Raw genomic sequence first — 15,825 nt, forward strand, 5'->3', positions numbered from 1 at the left:
TTACACTGGCAGAGAGATAGCGTGACGGACGATTTCGCAACAGACGGCGCACTGGCGCAGGCAATCAAGGGTTTCAAACCGCGTGAAGCTCAGCGGCAGATGGCGGAAGCGGTCACCGAGGCCATTAATTTCAAACAGGAACTGGTGGTCGAAGCGGGCACCGGTACCGGTAAAACCTTCGCCTATTTGGTGCCGGCGCTGCGTGCCGATCGCAAAGTGATTATTTCCACCGGTTCAAAAGCCCTGCAGGACCAGCTTTATGCACGCGATCTGCCTACCGTCGCCAAAGCGCTCAAGTACAAAGGCAAGATGGCGCTGTTGAAAGGGCGTTCCAACTACCTGTGTCTGGAGCGTCTGGAGCAACAATCAATGGCCGGCGGTGAGCTGGCCGGACAGACGCTGATCGATCTGGTCCATTTGCGCAAATGGTCATCATTGACCAAAGAGGGCGACATCAGCAGTTGCAGCGACGTGGCGGAAGACAGCTTTATCTGGCCGCTGGTGACCAGTACCAACGACAATTGCCTGGGCAGCGACTGCCCGTTGTATAAAGATTGCTTTGTGGTCAAGGCTCGCCGTCGTGCCATGGATGCCGACGTTATCGTGGTGAACCATCATCTGTTTCTGGCGGATATGGTGGTGAAAGAGGGCGGATTTGCCGAGTTAATCCCCGAGGCTGACGTGATGATTTTCGACGAAGCCCATCAGATCCCCGACATCGCCAGCCAGTATTTCGGCAAGCAACTGACCAGCCGCCAACTGCTGGATCTCGCTAAAGACATTACTATTGCCTACCGCACCGAAGTGCGCGACGCCGCACAGTTGCAAAAAAGCGCCGATCGCCTCAGCCAGAGTACCCAGGATTTCCGTTTGATGTTGGGGGAGCCGGGGTTTCGCGGCAACCTGCGCGACGTGCTTGGTCAACCGAACGTGCAGCGCGCCCTGCTGCTGCTCGATGACGCGTTGGAGCTGTGCTACGACGTGGTTAAACTGTCCCTTGGCCGCTCGGCCTTGCTGGACGCCGCCTTCGAGCGCGCCACGCTGTATCGCGCACGCCTCAAACGATTGAAAGAGGTCAACGAGCCAGGCTTCAGCTACTGGTATGAATGCAATTCACGCCATTTCGTGTTGGCACTGACGCCGCTGACGGTGGCGGATCGTTTTCGTGAGCTGCTGGATGAGAAACCGGGCAGCTGGATTTTTACCTCGGCAACGCTGTCGGTCAACGAGCAGATGGGGCATTTTACCGAGCGGTTGGGCCTGACCAAAGCCAAAACCTTGTTGTTGGCCAGCCCGTTCGACTACGCCAACCAGGCCTTGCTGTGCGTACCGCGTTTTCTGCCTTCGCCGAATCAACCCGGCGGCGCCCGCCAGTTGGCGCGCATGCTGCGGCCGCTGATTGAAGCCAATAATGGCCGCTGTTTCTTCCTTTGCACTTCGCACCAGATGATGCGCGAACTGGCGGAGGAGTTCCGTGCCACCATGACGCTGCCGGTACTGTTGCAAGGGGAAACCAGTAAAGGCCAACTGTTGGCGCAGTTTGTCGAGGCCGGCAACGCGTTGTTGGTGGCGACCAGCAGTTTCTGGGAAGGGGTTGACGTGCGTGGTGACGCTTTGTCGTGTGTGATCATCGACAAGCTGCCGTTTACCTCGCCCGACGATCCGCTGTTGAAGGCACGAATTGAAGATTGCCGGCTGCGCGGCGGCGATCCGTTCAACGACGTGCAATTGCCGGATGCGGTCATTACCCTGAAGCAGGGTGTCGGACGCCTGATCCGCGATACTGACGATCGCGGTGTGCTGGTTATCTGCGATAACCGTCTGGTGATGCGGCCTTATGGCGAGGTGTTCCTCAATAGCCTGCCGCCGACGCCGCGCACGCGGGATATCGCTCAGGCGATTGCCTTCCTGCAGGCTGAACGCTAGCGGATAGGCGCAGCCACAGGGCTGTGCTACAATGCGCGCCCTGTTTTTTCCCGCCAGAGGTTGGTATGTCCACGCGAATTTTAGCGATCGATACGGCGACGGAAGCCTGTTCCGTCGCCATCTGGAATCAAGGCGAAATCCACGCCCTGTTTGAGCTGTGCCCACGTGAGCATACGCAACGCATTTTACCGATGGTGCAGCAAGTGCTGGCGGAATCCGGTTTAACCCTTAATCAACTCGACGCGCTGGCTTTTGGCCGCGGGCCCGGCAGCTTTACCGGCGTACGTATCGGTATCGGCATTGCGCAAGGGCTGGCGTTGGGTGCCGAGTTGCCAATGCTGGGCATCTCTACGCTGCAAACCATGGCGCAGGGCGCCTGGCGCGTTACCGGCGCTGATCGAGTGTTGGCGGCGATTGATGCGCGGATGGGGGAAGTCTACTGGGGGCAGTTTGAGCGCGGGCAAGACGGCATTTGGCTGGAAAGCGAAGGTGAAGCTGTGCTTTCGCCACAGCAAGCGCTGGAACGCGCGCAAGGCCTGCAAGGCAACTGGGCGCATGTGGGCACCGGCTGGCAAACCTACCCGGATCTGATTGCAGGCTCTTCCCTGGGCCTGCGCGATGGGCAAATGCTGCTGCCGCAAGCGCAAGACATGTTGCCGCTGGCGCTGCATGCCTGGCAACAAGGGCTGTCGGTGGCGGTAGAAAATGCCGAACCGACTTACCTGCGCAACGAAGTCACCTGGAAAAAGCTGCCTGGGCGCGAATAGCGGCAGCCTATTGTGCTGTGGTTGAATCCGGGCTATGAATGAACTGCAACTTGCTCAGCGATTTGATGTCAAAGTTACAGCCATTTCAGGAGATTGCGACGATGTTAACCCGCACTGTAAGTAAAAAAATGTCGCTGCTGGCCATAGCCGGCGGCGCGCTGGCGTTGTCAGGCTGCGTAACCGTGCCGGATGCGATCAAAGGCAGTACGGCGACGCCGGTGCAGCAGTTGTCTTCGGTGCAAAATGCGCCGAACCTGTTTGCAGGAGCTGAAGCCCGCTTTGGCGGCACCGTAGTGAATGTCGCTAACGAACAGGGGCGCACGGTGCTCGAGATCGCGGCGGTGCCGCTCGATTCTGGCGCCCGGCCGATTCTGGGCGAACCATCACGGGGCCGTTTGCTCGCTACGGTCAACGGTTTCCTGGAGCCGGTCGATTTTAAAGGTCAGTTGGTTACCGTTGTCGGGCCAATAACCGGCGTGAAAGAAGGCAAAATCGGCATGACGCCGTACAAGTTTGTAACGATGAACGCCACAGGTTACAAGCGCTGGCACCTGACCCAGCAGGTGATGATGCCACCGGCGCCGATGGGGCCATGGGGCTGGCGCAGCGGCACCTGGGGCCCGGGGTGGGGCGTAGGGTATGGCTGGTACAATCCTGGTCCTACGCAGATCCAAACCATCGTTACCGAGTAGGGTTGTGCTTGAAGTTAACAAATTTTACCAGGGCGGCTCCGGCCGCCTTTTCCTTTTGGCACAGGGAAATACCGCCAATTAGTGATGTACATCGCAACCTGAATAATGTTTAAAACCCAAACTGGTCTGCTGAGTTAAAATATTGTTATGATTTGGCTGCGTGTTAGGGGCTGCGATGATAATGAGCAATGATTTCAGGAGTAATACCTTGGATAAGGTCTGGTTAAAACGTTACCCGGCAGATGTTCCGGCAGAGATCGACGCCGATCATTATTCATCTTTGGTCGAAATGTTTGAAAATGCGGTTCAGCGCTATGCCGATCAACCTGCTTTCATCAACATGGGCGAGATGATGACCTTCCGTAAGCTGGAGGAACGCAGCCGGGCCTTTGCCGCTTACCTGCAAAATGAGTTGGGCTTGAAGAAGGGGGATCGCGTTGCCCTGATGATGCCAAACCTGTTGCAGTATCCGATCGCGCTGTTCGGTATTTTGCGCGCCGGCATGGTGGTGGTAAACGTTAACCCCCTGTATACACCGCGCGAGCTGGAACACCAACTGAATGACAGTGGCGCCGGCGCTATCGTGATCGTCTCCAACTTTGCCCATACGTTGGAAAAAGTGGTGTTCAATACCCAGGTAAAACATGTCATTCTGACGCGCATGGGTGACCAGCTCTCCACCGCCAAAGGCACGTTGGTCAACTTTGTGGTGAAGTACATTAAGCGACTGGTGCCGAAATACCATCTGCCGGCCGCAATTTCTTTCCGTAGCGCCTTGCAACGCGGGCGCCGCCTGCAGTATGTCAAACCCGATATCATCAATTCCGATCTGGCGTTTCTGCAATATACCGGCGGTACCACCGGTGTGGCGAAGGGCGCAATGCTGACGCACCGTAACATGCAGGCCAATTTGGCGCAGTGCAACGCCGCCTACGGGCCGCTGTTCCGCGATGGTCAGGAACTGATAGTCACCGCGCTGCCGCTCTACCATATTTTTGCACTGACGGTGAATTGCCTGCTGTTTCTCGAGCTGGGCGGTCGCAATTTGCTGATCACTAACCCGCGCGATATTCCGGGGCTGGTGAAAGAGCTGGCCAAATACCCATTCACTGCCATCAGCGGCGTCAATACGCTGTATAATGCGCTGCTCAATAATGAAGATTTCCACAAGCTGGATTTTTCGACTTTGCGTTTCTCGGTCGGGGGCGGGATGTCGGTGCAGAAGGCAGTGGCGGACAAGTGGGAGAAGGTCACCGGCAGGCATTTGCTTGAGGGTTATGGCCTGACGGAATGTGCGCCGCTGGTTACCTGTAACCCGCACGATCTGACGCACTACAGCGGCAGCATCGGTCTGCCCGTCTCGTCCACCGATATTCGGCTGGTGGATGATGATGGCCATGATGTGCCGGTGGGTGAGCCGGGCGAACTGTGGGTCAAAGGACCGCAAGTTATGTTAGGCTACTGGCAGCGGCCGGACGCCACTGATGAAGTGTTAAAAGAGGGCTGGCTCGCAACCGGCGATATCGTTACAGTTGACGAGTCGGGCTTTGTACGCGTGGTCGATCGCAAGAAAGACATGATTCTGGTTTCCGGTTTTAACGTTTATCCGAATGAGATCGAAGACGTGGTCAGCCAGCATCCGAAGGTGCTGGAGTCTGCTGCGATTGGTGTGCCGAATGACGTGTCCGGTGAAACGGTCAAGATTTGCGTGGTGAAGAAAGACGCCTCTCTGACCAAAGAAGAGCTGTTGACCCATTGCCGCCGGTACCTGACCGGGTATAAAGTGCCTAAAATTGTTGAGTTCCGCGACGAGTTGCCGAAATCTAACGTCGGTAAAATTTTGCGGCGAGAACTGCGTGATGAGCAGAAAAAAACGCGGGCGGCCGATGCCGCCTAGGTTATCATCCACGCCTTACAGATCAACGACGCCGGTGAATGCCGGCGTTGTTGTGTTTGAATCATGAAAGCGACCAAGAGAATGACGTTTTGAACTATCAGTTGATCACTACCGATGCCGGATTGCAGCAGGTCTGCGAGCAGGCAAGAAACCATGCCCAGATTGCGTTGGACACCGAATTTGTCAGAACGCGTACCTACTATCCGCAGTTAGGCCTGATTCAGTTATACGACGGTGAACAACTCTCCCTGATCGATCCCTTGCCGATCAAGCAATGGCAGCCGTTTATCGATCTGCTGAGCGATACCCAGATTGTGAAATTCCTGCACGCCGGCAGCGAAGACCTTGAGGTATTTCTGAATGCGTTCAAAACGCTGCCGACCCCGATGGTCGACACTCAGATCCTGGCAGCCTTTACCGGTCGACCGCTGTCTTGTGGTTTTGCGACTCTGGTGACGGAGTATATGCAGGTAGATCTGGATAAAAGTGAATCCCGTACGGATTGGCTGGCGCGTCCGCTAACGGAAAAACAGTGCGTATACGCCGCAGCCGATGTGTTCTACCTGCTGCCGATGGCCAAGCAACTGGTGCAGGAAACCGAAGACGCCGGTTGGACTGCCGCCGCCGCCAATGAGTGCCTGCTGCTCTGTCAGCGCCGCAGCGAGTCGCTGGCGCCGGAATTGGCCTACCGTGAAATCACCAACGCCTGGCAGCTGCGCCCGCGCCAACTGGGCTGTTTGCAGAAACTGGCGGAATGGCGACTGCGTCAGGCGCGCGAACGTGATTTGGCGGTAAACTTTGTGGTACGCGAGGAAAATCTCTGGCAGGTGGCGCGCTATATGCCAACTTCGTTGGGAGAGTTGGATTCGCTCGGCCTGAGCGGCCCGGAAATTCGTTATCACGGCAAGACGTTGCTGGCGTTGGTGGCCGAGGCCAGCGAGCTGGATGAAGCTGCACTGCCCGAGCCGTTGTCCAACCTGATCGACCAGCCAGGCTATAAGAAAGTGTTCAAGGATATCAAAGCGGCGATCGTTATCGTCAGTGAACAAAGCGGGTTGAGCAGTGAATTGCTGGCATCGCGTCGGCAGATTAACCAACTGCTGAATTGGCATTGGAAATTGAAAAGCGGTGACAGCCTGCCGGAATTAGTCAGCGGTTGGCGCGGTGATTTATTAGCGACGCCACTTCAGGACATTCTGAAAAATTATTAATCGATGGGTAGAAAAACAGAGGGCAGGGTAAGGAAACGCTGCTCTGGTTATTTATTAGGAATAGCCGAAGAAAATGCTTTTATCGCCATCCTTTACTTTAAACAACTGCGGCGCAAGATTAATTGAGATTAATCTCAAAGGGAGAAAACGGTTAATGGGTGCTTTTTATCTCAATAACTGGATGTGCATACAGTTACCCCCTGTAAAAAATATACAGGGGGTAATTAATGCGTCGCAATCATTTAGCTGCTTCTTCCGATTCCGGTAATGTCACGTTGAGTTCAAGTACCGAAATATCGTCCCCTTTCTGCTCAAACTGCACGTGCAGCATTTCAGGGTCGATTTGAATGTATTTGCAAATTACCGCCAGAATATCGCGTTTCAGATCAGGCAGATAATGGGGCTCACTGTCCCCACGACGACGCTCTGCGACGATAATTTGCAGCCGTTCCTTGGCTATATTGGCTGTCGGTTTTTTGCGGGACAGAAAGAAGTCTAGTAATGCCATGGTTTATCCCCCAAAAAGGCGTTTCAGGAAGCCCTTCTTCTCTTCTTCAATGAAGCGGAAGGGGCGTTCTTCTCCTAACAAGCGGCTAACGGTATCGTCATAGGCCTTACCGGCATCAGACTCGACATCAAGAATAACAGGCTCGCCCTGGTTAGACGCACGCAGTACGGACTGGTCTTCAGGGATAACGCCGACCAATGGAATGCGCAGAATTTCCAGTACGTCTTCCATGCTCAACATGTCGCCACGGCTGACGCGGCCCGGGTTGTAACGGGTGAGCAGCAGGTGTTCCTTAATAGGTGCTTCGCCTTTCTCGGCGCGACGCGATTTGGAAGACAGGATGCCCAGAATACGGTCAGAGTCACGCACCGAGGAGACTTCCGGGTTAGTGGTGATCACGGCTTCATCGGCGAAGTACAACGCCATCAGCGCACCGGTTTCGATGCCGGCAGGTGAGTCACAGACCACGAAGTCAAAATTCATCTCGCCCAGATCGTTGAGGATTTTCTCGACGCCTTCGCGGGTCAGTGCGTCTTTGTCGCGGGTTTGCGACGCCGGCAGGATATAAAGGTTATCAGTGCGTTTGTCTTTGATTAACGCCTGATTCAGCGTGGCATCACCCTGAATCACGTTGACGAAATCGTACACCACCCGGCGTTCGCAGCCCATGATCAGGTCAAGGTTCCGCAGGCCGATATCGAAATCGATCACTACGGTTTTCTTACCTTTTTGGGCTAAGCCGGTAGCGATGGCCGCGCTTGAAGTGGTCTTGCCAACGCCCCCTTTACCCGATGTAACAACAATAATGCGTGCCATGAAATGGATTCCTTGTCAAAAGGGCTTAATTTAAAGGTTGTATGGTTAAAGCGTTATCCAACAGGCTGAGTCGTGCTGCCTGCCCGAGAAAATCGGACGGGATTTGGTCGCTCAACCAGTACTGCCCTGCGATAGAGACTAGCTCAGCACCCAGGTGCGTGCAAAAAATCTGGCACTGCGTATCTCCTGAGGCACCGGCCAGCGCACGACCGCGCATCATGCCGTAAATGTGAATATTGCCATCGGCAATTAATTCGGCCCCGGCACTGACGCTGCTGGTCACGATCAGATCGCAGTTGCGGGCATAAATTTGTTGGCCGGAACGGACCGGGGCGCTGATGATGCGTGTTTTGGCAGGGGCGTTGATATCCACCACCGGGGCAGGCGCAGGGGCCGGTTCCGGGGCGGCCATCTTTTGGCCTTTGCCTTCGTTCAGTAACGGCAGCCCGGCACGGGTTATAGCGCGTTTCTGACGCTCATCTCTGCAGCCGCTGATGCCAACAACGCGCAGACCCGCAGCCGTGACAGCCTGTTGAAGTTCTTTCCAGTTTGCATCGCCGTTCAGCGTTGCAACGTTGATAACAACAGGGGCGTTTTTCAAAAAAGCGGGCGCTTGCTCCACTTTTTCCAGTAACGCCTGACGAATTACCTCGGGTTCCGAATTATGCAAATGAACAACCGATAGGGTAAAACTGCTGCCTTTTAGCTCAATTGGCGATTGTGACATCTATCCTGACTCAGTCTCAGCAACTTTAAATCCCCGGAATACCAATCGGGGTGCGATATTCCGAAGTACTATAAGCATGTTATAGTCAGAGTTATATCCAGGCAAGACGCTGCCCCAATTAAATAGAGTTAAAAAAATGCTTTGTGTGATCTATAGAAGCCCAAAACGGGATCAAACTTATCTTTATGTCGAAAAAAAAGACGATTTCTCCCGAGTGCCGGAAGATCTGATGAAAAGTTTCGGTACGCCGCAATTGGCGATGGTGATTTCCCTCGAAGGACGGGAAAAGTTAGCCTCGGCGGATATTGAGAAAGTGAAAGAAGCCTTGAAAGAGGAAGGGTTTTATCTGCAATTCCCACCGCCAGTGGAAAATTTATTAAACCAGCATTTGTCAGAGGACAAAAAATAATCACTGCTGGCGCGCAGGGGCTTGGCTGAATCAGTACCCCAAAACGACTAAGGAACAGTGTGATGAAATTGTCGGCGATAACGGTGGCGTTAACTCTGTTGATGCTGGGATGCGGCGTCTGTCAGCAGACAGCTGCGCAGGCCGCTGCTCTGGAAGAGTCAGCCCCGTCGGGTGCGCCTGCGCCGACAACGACCGCTACAGTGGCCACATTGGCTGAAACTGGCCGCGATCCTGCGCAATTCCCGGCTTATGTAGAGCAACTGAAGCGCCAGGCGTTGGCGCAGGGGATTAGTCAGGCAACCCTCGATAACGCCTTCGCCAACGCGCATTTTGTTGACCGTGTCATCAAGGCCGATCGTAATCAGCCGGAAAAGAAAATCACGCTGGATGATTACCTCAAACGCGTACTGCCACCCGCCAAAATCGAGCAAGGCCGGACGTTGTCCCGGCAATATCGGCCGCAACTGACCCGCGTCACCGCGCGTTATGGCGTTCCAGGGCGTTATATCGTGGCGTTGTGGGGAATGGAAAGCGCCTTCGGCAAGATTCAGGGGCGTGAAGATGTTATTTCGGCGCTTGCCACCTTGGCGTTTGAAGGCCGGCGTGAAGCCTTCTTCACCCAACAAGTGATGGCGGCGCTGCAGATCGTGGAACAGGGCCGGGTCGGCAGTACCCAGCTAAAGGGGTCCTGGGCCGGCGCGATGGGCCAATGCCAGTTTATGCCGACCTCGTTCCTGAGCTATGCGGCGGATGGCGACGGCGATGGCCGTATCGATATCTGGAACAACCCTGACGACGTGTTCGCTTCCACCGCCAACTATTTGGCGAGTGAGGGCTGGCAACGGGGCATTGGTTGGGGCAGGGAAGTGACGCTGCCGGCGGGCTTTGGCACCGATAGCCTGGGGTTGAAAGATCGTCAGGCTCGCAGCGTAAACGAATGGCAAAAACGCGGTGTACGGCGGCCTGACGGTTCAGCGCTTCCGCACTCAACCTTGCGCAGTTGGGTTATCACACCAGATGACATGCAGGGCCGCGCGTTTCTGGTTTATGATAATTTCCGGACCATCATGCACTGGAATCGCTCTTACTATTTTGCGATTGCTGTGGGTATGATGGCTGACGGTATCGGGCAATAAATTAGCGCTACGGTACCCCACCAGAGCGTGGAATAACGGGCTTAGCATGCTAAGCCCCTACATGATTGTAGGGAGAGGCGGTATGTATCAACATAGAGACTGGCAGGGTTCACTACTTGATTTCCCGGTTAATAAGGTGGTCTGCGTCGGCAGTAACTACGCCGATCATATTAAGGAAATGGGCAGTGCGGCCTCGGCAGAGCCGGTAGTGTTTATCAAGCCTGAAACAGCGCTGTGCGACATTCGCCAGCCGGTGGCGATCCCAAAAGAGTTCGGGTCGGTGCACCATGAAGTGGAGTTGGCCGTGCTTATCGGTACGCCGTTAAAGCAGGCGAATGAAGATCGCGTAGCGCGTGCTATCGCCGGTTATGGCGTGGCACTCGATCTGACGCTGCGCGAATTGCAGGCGGGTTTCAAGAAGGCCGGGCAACCCTGGGAAAAAGCCAAGGGTTTTGACGGTTCATGCCCGATCTCCGGTTTTATTCCGGTAGCGGAGTTTGGCGATCCGCAAAATGCCGAGCTGTCGCTGACGGTGAATGACCAACTGCGTCAGCAGGGCAACACTCGCGATATGATTACCCCAATCTTGCCGCTGATCAGCTATATGAGCCGTTTCTTCACGCTGCGTGCGGGCGACATCATTCTTACCGGCACGCCACAGGGCGTCGGTCCGATGAGCTCTGGCGATATGTTGAAGATTACCCTTAACGGTAAATCACTGAGCACCCGCGTGATTTAAAACCGCCGGCGGCACAGAATTAAAAAAGGCCCGAAAGGGCCTTTTGTCTGTTTCCGCTCTGGCACCGGATTATTTACGGCCCAACAAGAAACCGAAAACGATACCTACGGCTGCGGCGATAGCTACGCCGGCAAGCGGGTTGGACTCAACCTGGGTCCGCACCGTGTCAGCCGCATCGCGAGCCGCATAGCTGGCCTGAGAGGCATACTTGCGGGCCGCGCCTTTGACCTGATGCTCCGGCGAATCTGTTGCCTCACCGAAGGCTTCCTGAACAGCGCCAGCAGCTTCATTGACCTTGTCTTCTGCTTTTCCAAACATGTTTAGCTCCTTATTTTCTGTTCTAAAGGCGAACATTAAACATAGCAGCATTATTCCGTTCCAGGCGGCATAACGTGCTTAATGAGATGATTCCGAACATTGTCGAGGGGAATGCCGATGGCGTCAGACGGGATGCACCAAAAGGTGTTGGACCTGTAATTTGTACGTATAATTGAGGGCAGTGGCTGTGATTTTATTCACCGGATACAACCGGTAACACCATGATATTCTTGTTGCTCAATGGTGGACGTTATTGTTTTAAATAGCGTTTTTTTTAAGCGGCATTATGGTTATCATTATGATTATATTGTATTTTCGGCCTTTCCAATTGGCTCTGATATCTATATAGTGCACCCTCAAAACCTGTACGCAGGTTATCTATTCATTTACCTATACCGGACGCGAACATGTCACAAATCCCTTTTTGGCAACAAAAAACGCTGGCGGAAATGTCAGAACAAGAGTGGGAATCGCTGTGCGACGGTTGTGGGCAGTGCTGTCTGAATAAGCTGATCGACGAAGATACCGACGAGATTTATTTCACCAACGTAGCCTGCAACCAGTTGAATATTAAGTCGTGTCAGTGTCGCAACTATGAACGCCGCTTCGAGCTGGAAGAAGACTGCATCAAGCTGACGCGCGAAAATCTCACCACGTTTGATTGGCTGCCGCCGACCTGTGCGTATCGCCTGATTGGCGAGGGTAAACCGCTGTTTTCATGGCACCCGCTGGTAAGCGGTTCCAAGGCGGCGATGCACGGTGAACGTATTACGGTACGGCACATTGCGGTGCGCGAGAGTGAAGTGGTGGACTGGCAGGACCATATTTTGAACAAGCCGAGTTGGGCAAGATAAGGAAAAAAGCCCCTGCAAAGAGAGAGGGGCAAGACACACAACAACACCAGGGAAATCGGGATACAACTTGCGGTTACTATAAGGATTTTTTGACAGAAGTTCATCAAAATATTGATGCAATAATGCATCACTATGATGAGTTTTTTTGTATGAACTTAATGAGTGCAAAATCACCGCTCTTTGCTTCTCGATCTTAGGGACGGTCGGGTAATACATTCCCCCTGCGATTAACGTGCCATGCCGTTCAAACTTAATGTTATGTAAATTACCTGCAAAATCCAGCCAGGGCGCTTCTTTATCGTCATGATATTAGGTACTTTGACCGCTCTCCCGCTTGGTTTCGAGAGTACAATAATGAAAATGATACGGCTGTTTGCAGTGGCTGGCGCACTGATAGTGCTCGTTTATTACCTTACGCATACTTGACGTCGGGTTATCTCTGAAAATCACAAGCAACCCCATGCAAAACGGCGCCCTGAGGCGCCGTTTTCATTATGTCGTAATGCTCCGCTTAGCGACCGAACAGGTCACGACGACGCGGGCGAACAAACTGAGCGATCAACACGACGATGGCGATCAGCAGATAGGCCGCAAAGATACCTACCAGCCACTGTGGCATTTCCAGCGACAGGAACTGCCATTGGCGCACTGAACAGTCGCCGGAAGCGTGAAATACCGCCGGCAGCCATTTATCCAGTGGCAGCCAGGACGGGAAACTGACGAAGAAATCACAGGTATTAAACGGCGAAGGATGCAGTTGGATCATGGTGTGCTTCCATGCCAGCTGTAAACCTTCCCAGGCACTGTAAATCCACAGCAGGATAGCGATATAGCGCAGCGGCGTTTTCGGCGCGATAGCACCGACCAGCGAGGCGCCCAGAATGCCAAACAGCGCGCAGCGTTCATAGATGCACATCACACAGGGTTGCAGCAGCATTACGTGCTGAAAGTAGAGCGCTACTAATTCCAGCGCCAGCGCAGTCAGGGCCATTAGCAGCCAAGCACCGCGCCCCTGCGAGCAACGGTTAAAGAATTGCAACATATATTTATTCTTCCATGCAGTAAGCAATTGAACCGGCAGTGTAAACCAATTCAACCCCGCTGCCAGCCACCTGGGCCGGATTCAGCACAAAAATAGTCGCCGACAGCAGAGTGGGTTAGCACTTTAATGCGCAGCGGTGTCGATTGAAGGCAACGTCAGCCAGTGCCACTGGGTTAGCAGCTCGGTCATCGGCGCCAGAGTAAACTGTACGCACAGCAGCCCAACCAAGGTTAATACCACAGTATAGGGCAAAGCCATCCACACCATTCGTCCATAGGACAAACGCACCAGCGGCGCCAGTGCAGACGTCAGCAGGAACAAGAATGCCGCCTGACCATTCGGCGTGGCGACAGAAGGCAGGTTGGTTCCTGTATTGATGGCGACTGCCAACATTTCGAATTGCTTCAGGGATATTGCTCCGCTGTTGAATGCGGCGCGCGCCTCATTGATGTAAACCGTGCCGACGAAAACATTGTCGGAGACTGACGACAGCAGGCCGTTAAACAGATAAAACAGCGCCAACTGCGAAGAGGGTTCCGCTTGCAGGACAAACTGGATGATCGGGCTGAACAGATGTTGCTCGATGATCACTGCGACCACGGTGAAAAATACCGTCAACAGGGCGGTAAAGGGCAGCGCTTCCTGGAAAGCCTTGCCGATAGCGTGCTCGTCGGTTACGCCGCACAGGGAGGTAGCGAGAATGATCACCGACAAACCGATCAGGCCAACTTCCGCCAGGTGAAAGGCCAAGGCTATAACCAGCCAAATGCCGATCAGTGCCTGGACCACCAGTTTGACCTGTTCCTGCTTGCTGCGTCCTGCTGCGGCCTGGCGGTCAAACTCTTTCAGCACCTCGCGCACCCGTTCCGGCAGTTTGGCGCCGTAACCGAAAACGCCAAAGCGTTCGAGCAGCAGGCAGAGCAGCAGGCCGCAAACCATCACCGGCAAGGTAACCGGAGCCATTCGCAAGAAGAACTCGGCAAACCCCCAGCCGGCGCTTTTCGCGATAATCAGGTTTTGCGGCTCACCCACCATGGTCATTACGCCGCCCAGTGCGGTGCCGACGCCGGCGTGCATCAGCAAGCTGCGCAAGAAGGCGCGGAACTGCTCCAGCGTTTGCTTGTGATCGTCGCTCGCCAGTTCACTGTCGTCACCGACGTCGGTATGGCCATCTGAGCGGTTAGACGCCACATTGTGGTAGATCGAGTAAAACCCGGTGGCGACGCTGATCACCACAGCGACCACCGTCAGCGCATCGAGGAAGGCGGACAGCAGCGCTGCGGCCAGGCAGAACGCCAGCGAAAGCAGCATTTTAGAGTGAATATTGAGCAGCAGTTTGGTAAACACGAACAGCAGTAACTGCTTCATAAAGTAGATGCCGGCTACCATAAAGATCAACAGCAGCAGCACGTCCAGATTATGGGCAATTTCTTCGCCCACGCGAGCAGGGCTGGTCATGCCAATCAGCACCGCTTCAATCGCCAGCAGGCCGCCCGGCAACAGGGGGTAACACTTCAGCGCCATCGCCAGGGTGAAGATAAACTCTATCACCAACAGCCAACCGGCGATAAAGGGATCGACCAGGAAGAAAACCAATGGATTGACCAATAAGAAAACGACGAGGGTCAATTTATACCAGTCAGGTGATTGCCCGAGAAAGTTCTTCACCAGAGCACTGCGTAGGGTTGTTTCCATTTTGCGTGACATGTCCTGAAAATAAGTGGTTGCATATTACCCTAACAATGTCGCAGGGGCGGAGACAATAGGGCCTTGCTTTACGAAGAGAAATTTCTCAGAAGTGGTGTTTTTGCACAATTTTTGCCACTTTATGCACACTTTCGTTTAATGTTTTTCGCTCACGCTATGTCATGCTGGTGCGATCTGGTATGATCAGCCGATTACTATTACTGATTATCGTCGCAACGGAACGTCAAAAACATGGTCATAAAGGCGCAGAGTCCTGCCGGTTTCGCGGAAGAATACATTATCGAGAGTATCTGGAATAATCGCTTCCCCCCTGGCTCTATTTTGCCCGCGGAGCGTGAGCTTTCGGAACTGATTGGCGTCACTCGCACCACGTTACGTGAAGTTTTACAACGCCTGGCCCGTGATGGCTGGCTGACCATTCAGCATGGCAAACCGACCAAAGTAAACAATTTCTGGGAAACATCCGGCCTCAATATTCTTGAGACCCTGGCGCGCCTCGATCATAAAAGCGTCCCGCAATTGATCGACAATTTGTTGTCGGTACGCACCAATATCGCCTCGATCTTTATTCGTGCCGCAGTGCGTAACCATCCGGAGCAGGCTCTGGAAGTGCTGGCTAAAGCTACTCAAGTGGAAGATCAGGCGGATGCCTTCAACTGGCTGGATTACGAAATTTTCCGCGGCCTGGCGTTTGCTTCCGGCAACCCGATCTACGGCTTGATCTTCAACGGCCTGAAAGGCTTGTATACCCGCGTTGGCCGTTACTATTTCTCCAACCCGGAATCACGCAAGCTGGCACTGGCCTTCTACAGCAAGCTGTCGACTCTGTGCCATGATAAATCCTACGATCAGGTCATGGATTGTGTGCGGAACTACGGTAAAGACAGCGGTGCCATTTGGCAGAGCATGCAAGGCACCATGCCGAGCGACCTGACCGACGCCCGCCGTTAGTACTCACTCTTGTCCAAAATTGAGTGATTAACTCGTTTTGCTGTAGATTGACACTTTTGATTATCTTCGCGCCCGACGAACCTCGTCGGGCTTTTGTATGCCAGCGATATAGGCGGTTGCCGCGC

At 54.1% G+C, this 15,825-nt stretch carries 16 protein-coding genes; 10 read left to right on the plus strand and 6 right to left on the minus strand.

What is annotated here, in order from left to right; all coding sequences use genetic code 11:
- Window positions 1–21 precede the first annotated feature (21 nt).
- From ACUTSW_RS01880 to rnd, 5 genes are all read left to right on the plus strand, one after another.
- Window positions 22–1,926 (plus strand): ATP-dependent DNA helicase, encoded by a 1,905-nt coding sequence (locus ACUTSW_RS01880; protein WP_004945486.1) that lies wholly within the window; start codon window positions 22–24, stop codon window positions 1,924–1,926.
- A 65-nt stretch (window positions 1,927–1,991) separates the two neighbouring features.
- Complete coding sequence (tsaB, locus tag ACUTSW_RS01885) at window positions 1,992–2,693, plus strand: tRNA (adenosine(37)-N6)-threonylcarbamoyltransferase complex dimerization subunit type 1 TsaB (protein WP_062871067.1); 702 nt, start codon at window positions 1,992–1,994, stop codon at window positions 2,691–2,693.
- A 101-nt stretch (window positions 2,694–2,794) separates the two neighbouring features.
- Window positions 2,795–3,385, plus strand: a complete 591-nt coding sequence (locus ACUTSW_RS01890) for a Slp family lipoprotein (RefSeq protein ID WP_062871066.1) — start codon at window positions 2,795–2,797, stop codon at window positions 3,383–3,385.
- A gap of 208 nt (window positions 3,386–3,593) precedes the next feature.
- The gene (gene fadD, locus ACUTSW_RS01895) at window positions 3,594–5,282 is read left to right on the plus strand and encodes a long-chain-fatty-acid--CoA ligase FadD (RefSeq protein ID WP_062871065.1); all 1,689 of its coding nucleotides are present in this window, start codon (window positions 3,594–3,596) and stop codon (window positions 5,280–5,282) included.
- A gap of 89 nt (window positions 5,283–5,371) precedes the next feature.
- Window positions 5,372–6,493: a ribonuclease D gene (gene rnd / locus ACUTSW_RS01900; RefSeq protein ID WP_062871354.1), complete on the plus strand. Its 1,122-nt coding sequence runs from the start codon at window positions 5,372–5,374 to the stop codon at window positions 6,491–6,493.
- A gap of 238 nt (window positions 6,494–6,731) precedes the next feature.
- Here rnd and minE read toward each other — a convergent pair whose 3' ends face one another.
- The 3 genes from minE to minC are packed head-to-tail and all read right to left on the minus strand — an operon-like array spanning window position 6,732 to window position 8,544.
- On the minus strand, window positions 6,732–7,001 hold the full coding sequence (gene minE / locus ACUTSW_RS01905; RefSeq protein ID WP_004945472.1) for a cell division topological specificity factor MinE: 270 nt from the start codon (window positions 6,999–7,001) through the stop codon (window positions 6,732–6,734).
- A 3-nt stretch (window positions 7,002–7,004) separates the two neighbouring features.
- The gene (gene minD / locus ACUTSW_RS01910; RefSeq protein ID WP_004945470.1) at window positions 7,005–7,817 is read right to left on the minus strand and encodes a septum site-determining protein MinD; all 813 of its coding nucleotides are present in this window, start codon (window positions 7,815–7,817) and stop codon (window positions 7,005–7,007) included.
- 25 nt (window positions 7,818–7,842) lie between these two features.
- Window positions 7,843–8,544, minus strand: coding sequence for a septum site-determining protein MinC (gene minC / locus ACUTSW_RS01915; RefSeq protein WP_004945469.1), 702 nt, complete (start codon window positions 8,542–8,544; stop codon window positions 7,843–7,845).
- A 136-nt stretch (window positions 8,545–8,680) separates the two neighbouring features.
- Here minC and ACUTSW_RS01920 point away from each other — a divergent pair, with 136 nt between their 5' ends.
- The 3 genes from ACUTSW_RS01920 (at window position 8,681) to ACUTSW_RS01930 (ending at window position 10,828) form a co-directional block, all read left to right on the plus strand.
- Complete coding sequence (locus tag ACUTSW_RS01920) at window positions 8,681–8,953, plus strand: YcgL domain-containing protein (protein WP_013813309.1); 273 nt, start codon at window positions 8,681–8,683, stop codon at window positions 8,951–8,953.
- Window positions 8,954–9,015: 62 nt separating this feature from the next.
- Entirely contained in the window at window positions 9,016–10,089 is a 1,074-nt protein-coding gene (locus tag ACUTSW_RS01925; RefSeq protein WP_063201189.1) for a lytic murein transglycosylase, read from the plus strand.
- An 82-nt stretch (window positions 10,090–10,171) separates the two neighbouring features.
- Complete coding sequence (locus tag ACUTSW_RS01930) at window positions 10,172–10,828, plus strand: fumarylacetoacetate hydrolase family protein (protein ID WP_004945462.1); 657 nt, start codon at window positions 10,172–10,174, stop codon at window positions 10,826–10,828.
- A 69-nt stretch (window positions 10,829–10,897) separates the two neighbouring features.
- Here the strand turns inward: ACUTSW_RS01930 and ACUTSW_RS01935 are convergent, their stop codons facing one another.
- Window positions 10,898–11,146 carry a CsbD family protein gene (locus ACUTSW_RS01935; protein ID WP_004945460.1) on the minus strand — a complete coding sequence of 83 codons (249 nt, stop codon included), beginning with the start codon at window positions 11,144–11,146 and terminating at the stop codon, window positions 10,898–10,900.
- A gap of 407 nt (window positions 11,147–11,553) precedes the next feature.
- On the opposite strand from ACUTSW_RS01935, the gene ACUTSW_RS01940 reads away from it, so the two are divergent.
- Window positions 11,554–12,000, plus strand: coding sequence for a YcgN family cysteine cluster protein (locus tag ACUTSW_RS01940; RefSeq protein ID WP_062871061.1), 447 nt, complete (start codon window positions 11,554–11,556; stop codon window positions 11,998–12,000).
- A 511-nt stretch (window positions 12,001–12,511) separates the two neighbouring features.
- Here the strand turns inward: ACUTSW_RS01940 and dsbB are convergent.
- Both dsbB and nhaB read right to left on the minus strand, forming a co-directional pair.
- Window positions 12,512–13,042 carry a disulfide bond formation protein DsbB gene (gene dsbB, locus ACUTSW_RS01945; protein WP_445583529.1) on the minus strand — a complete coding sequence of 177 codons (531 nt, stop codon included), beginning with the start codon at window positions 13,040–13,042 and terminating at the stop codon, window positions 12,512–12,514.
- Between the two features lie 123 nt (window positions 13,043–13,165).
- Window positions 13,166–14,737 (minus strand): sodium/proton antiporter NhaB, encoded by a 1,572-nt coding sequence (gene nhaB / locus ACUTSW_RS01950; protein WP_062871060.1) that lies wholly within the window; start codon window positions 14,735–14,737, stop codon window positions 13,166–13,168.
- Between the two features lie 243 nt (window positions 14,738–14,980).
- Here nhaB and fadR point away from each other — a divergent pair, with 243 nt between their 5' ends.
- Window positions 14,981–15,700, plus strand: a complete 720-nt coding sequence (gene fadR, locus ACUTSW_RS01955; RefSeq protein WP_062871059.1) for a fatty acid metabolism transcriptional regulator FadR — start codon at window positions 14,981–14,983, stop codon at window positions 15,698–15,700.
- The last annotated feature ends 125 nt before the right edge of the window (window positions 15,701–15,825 follow it).

This window comes from Serratia sp. TSA_198.1 (genome assembly GCF_052686505.1).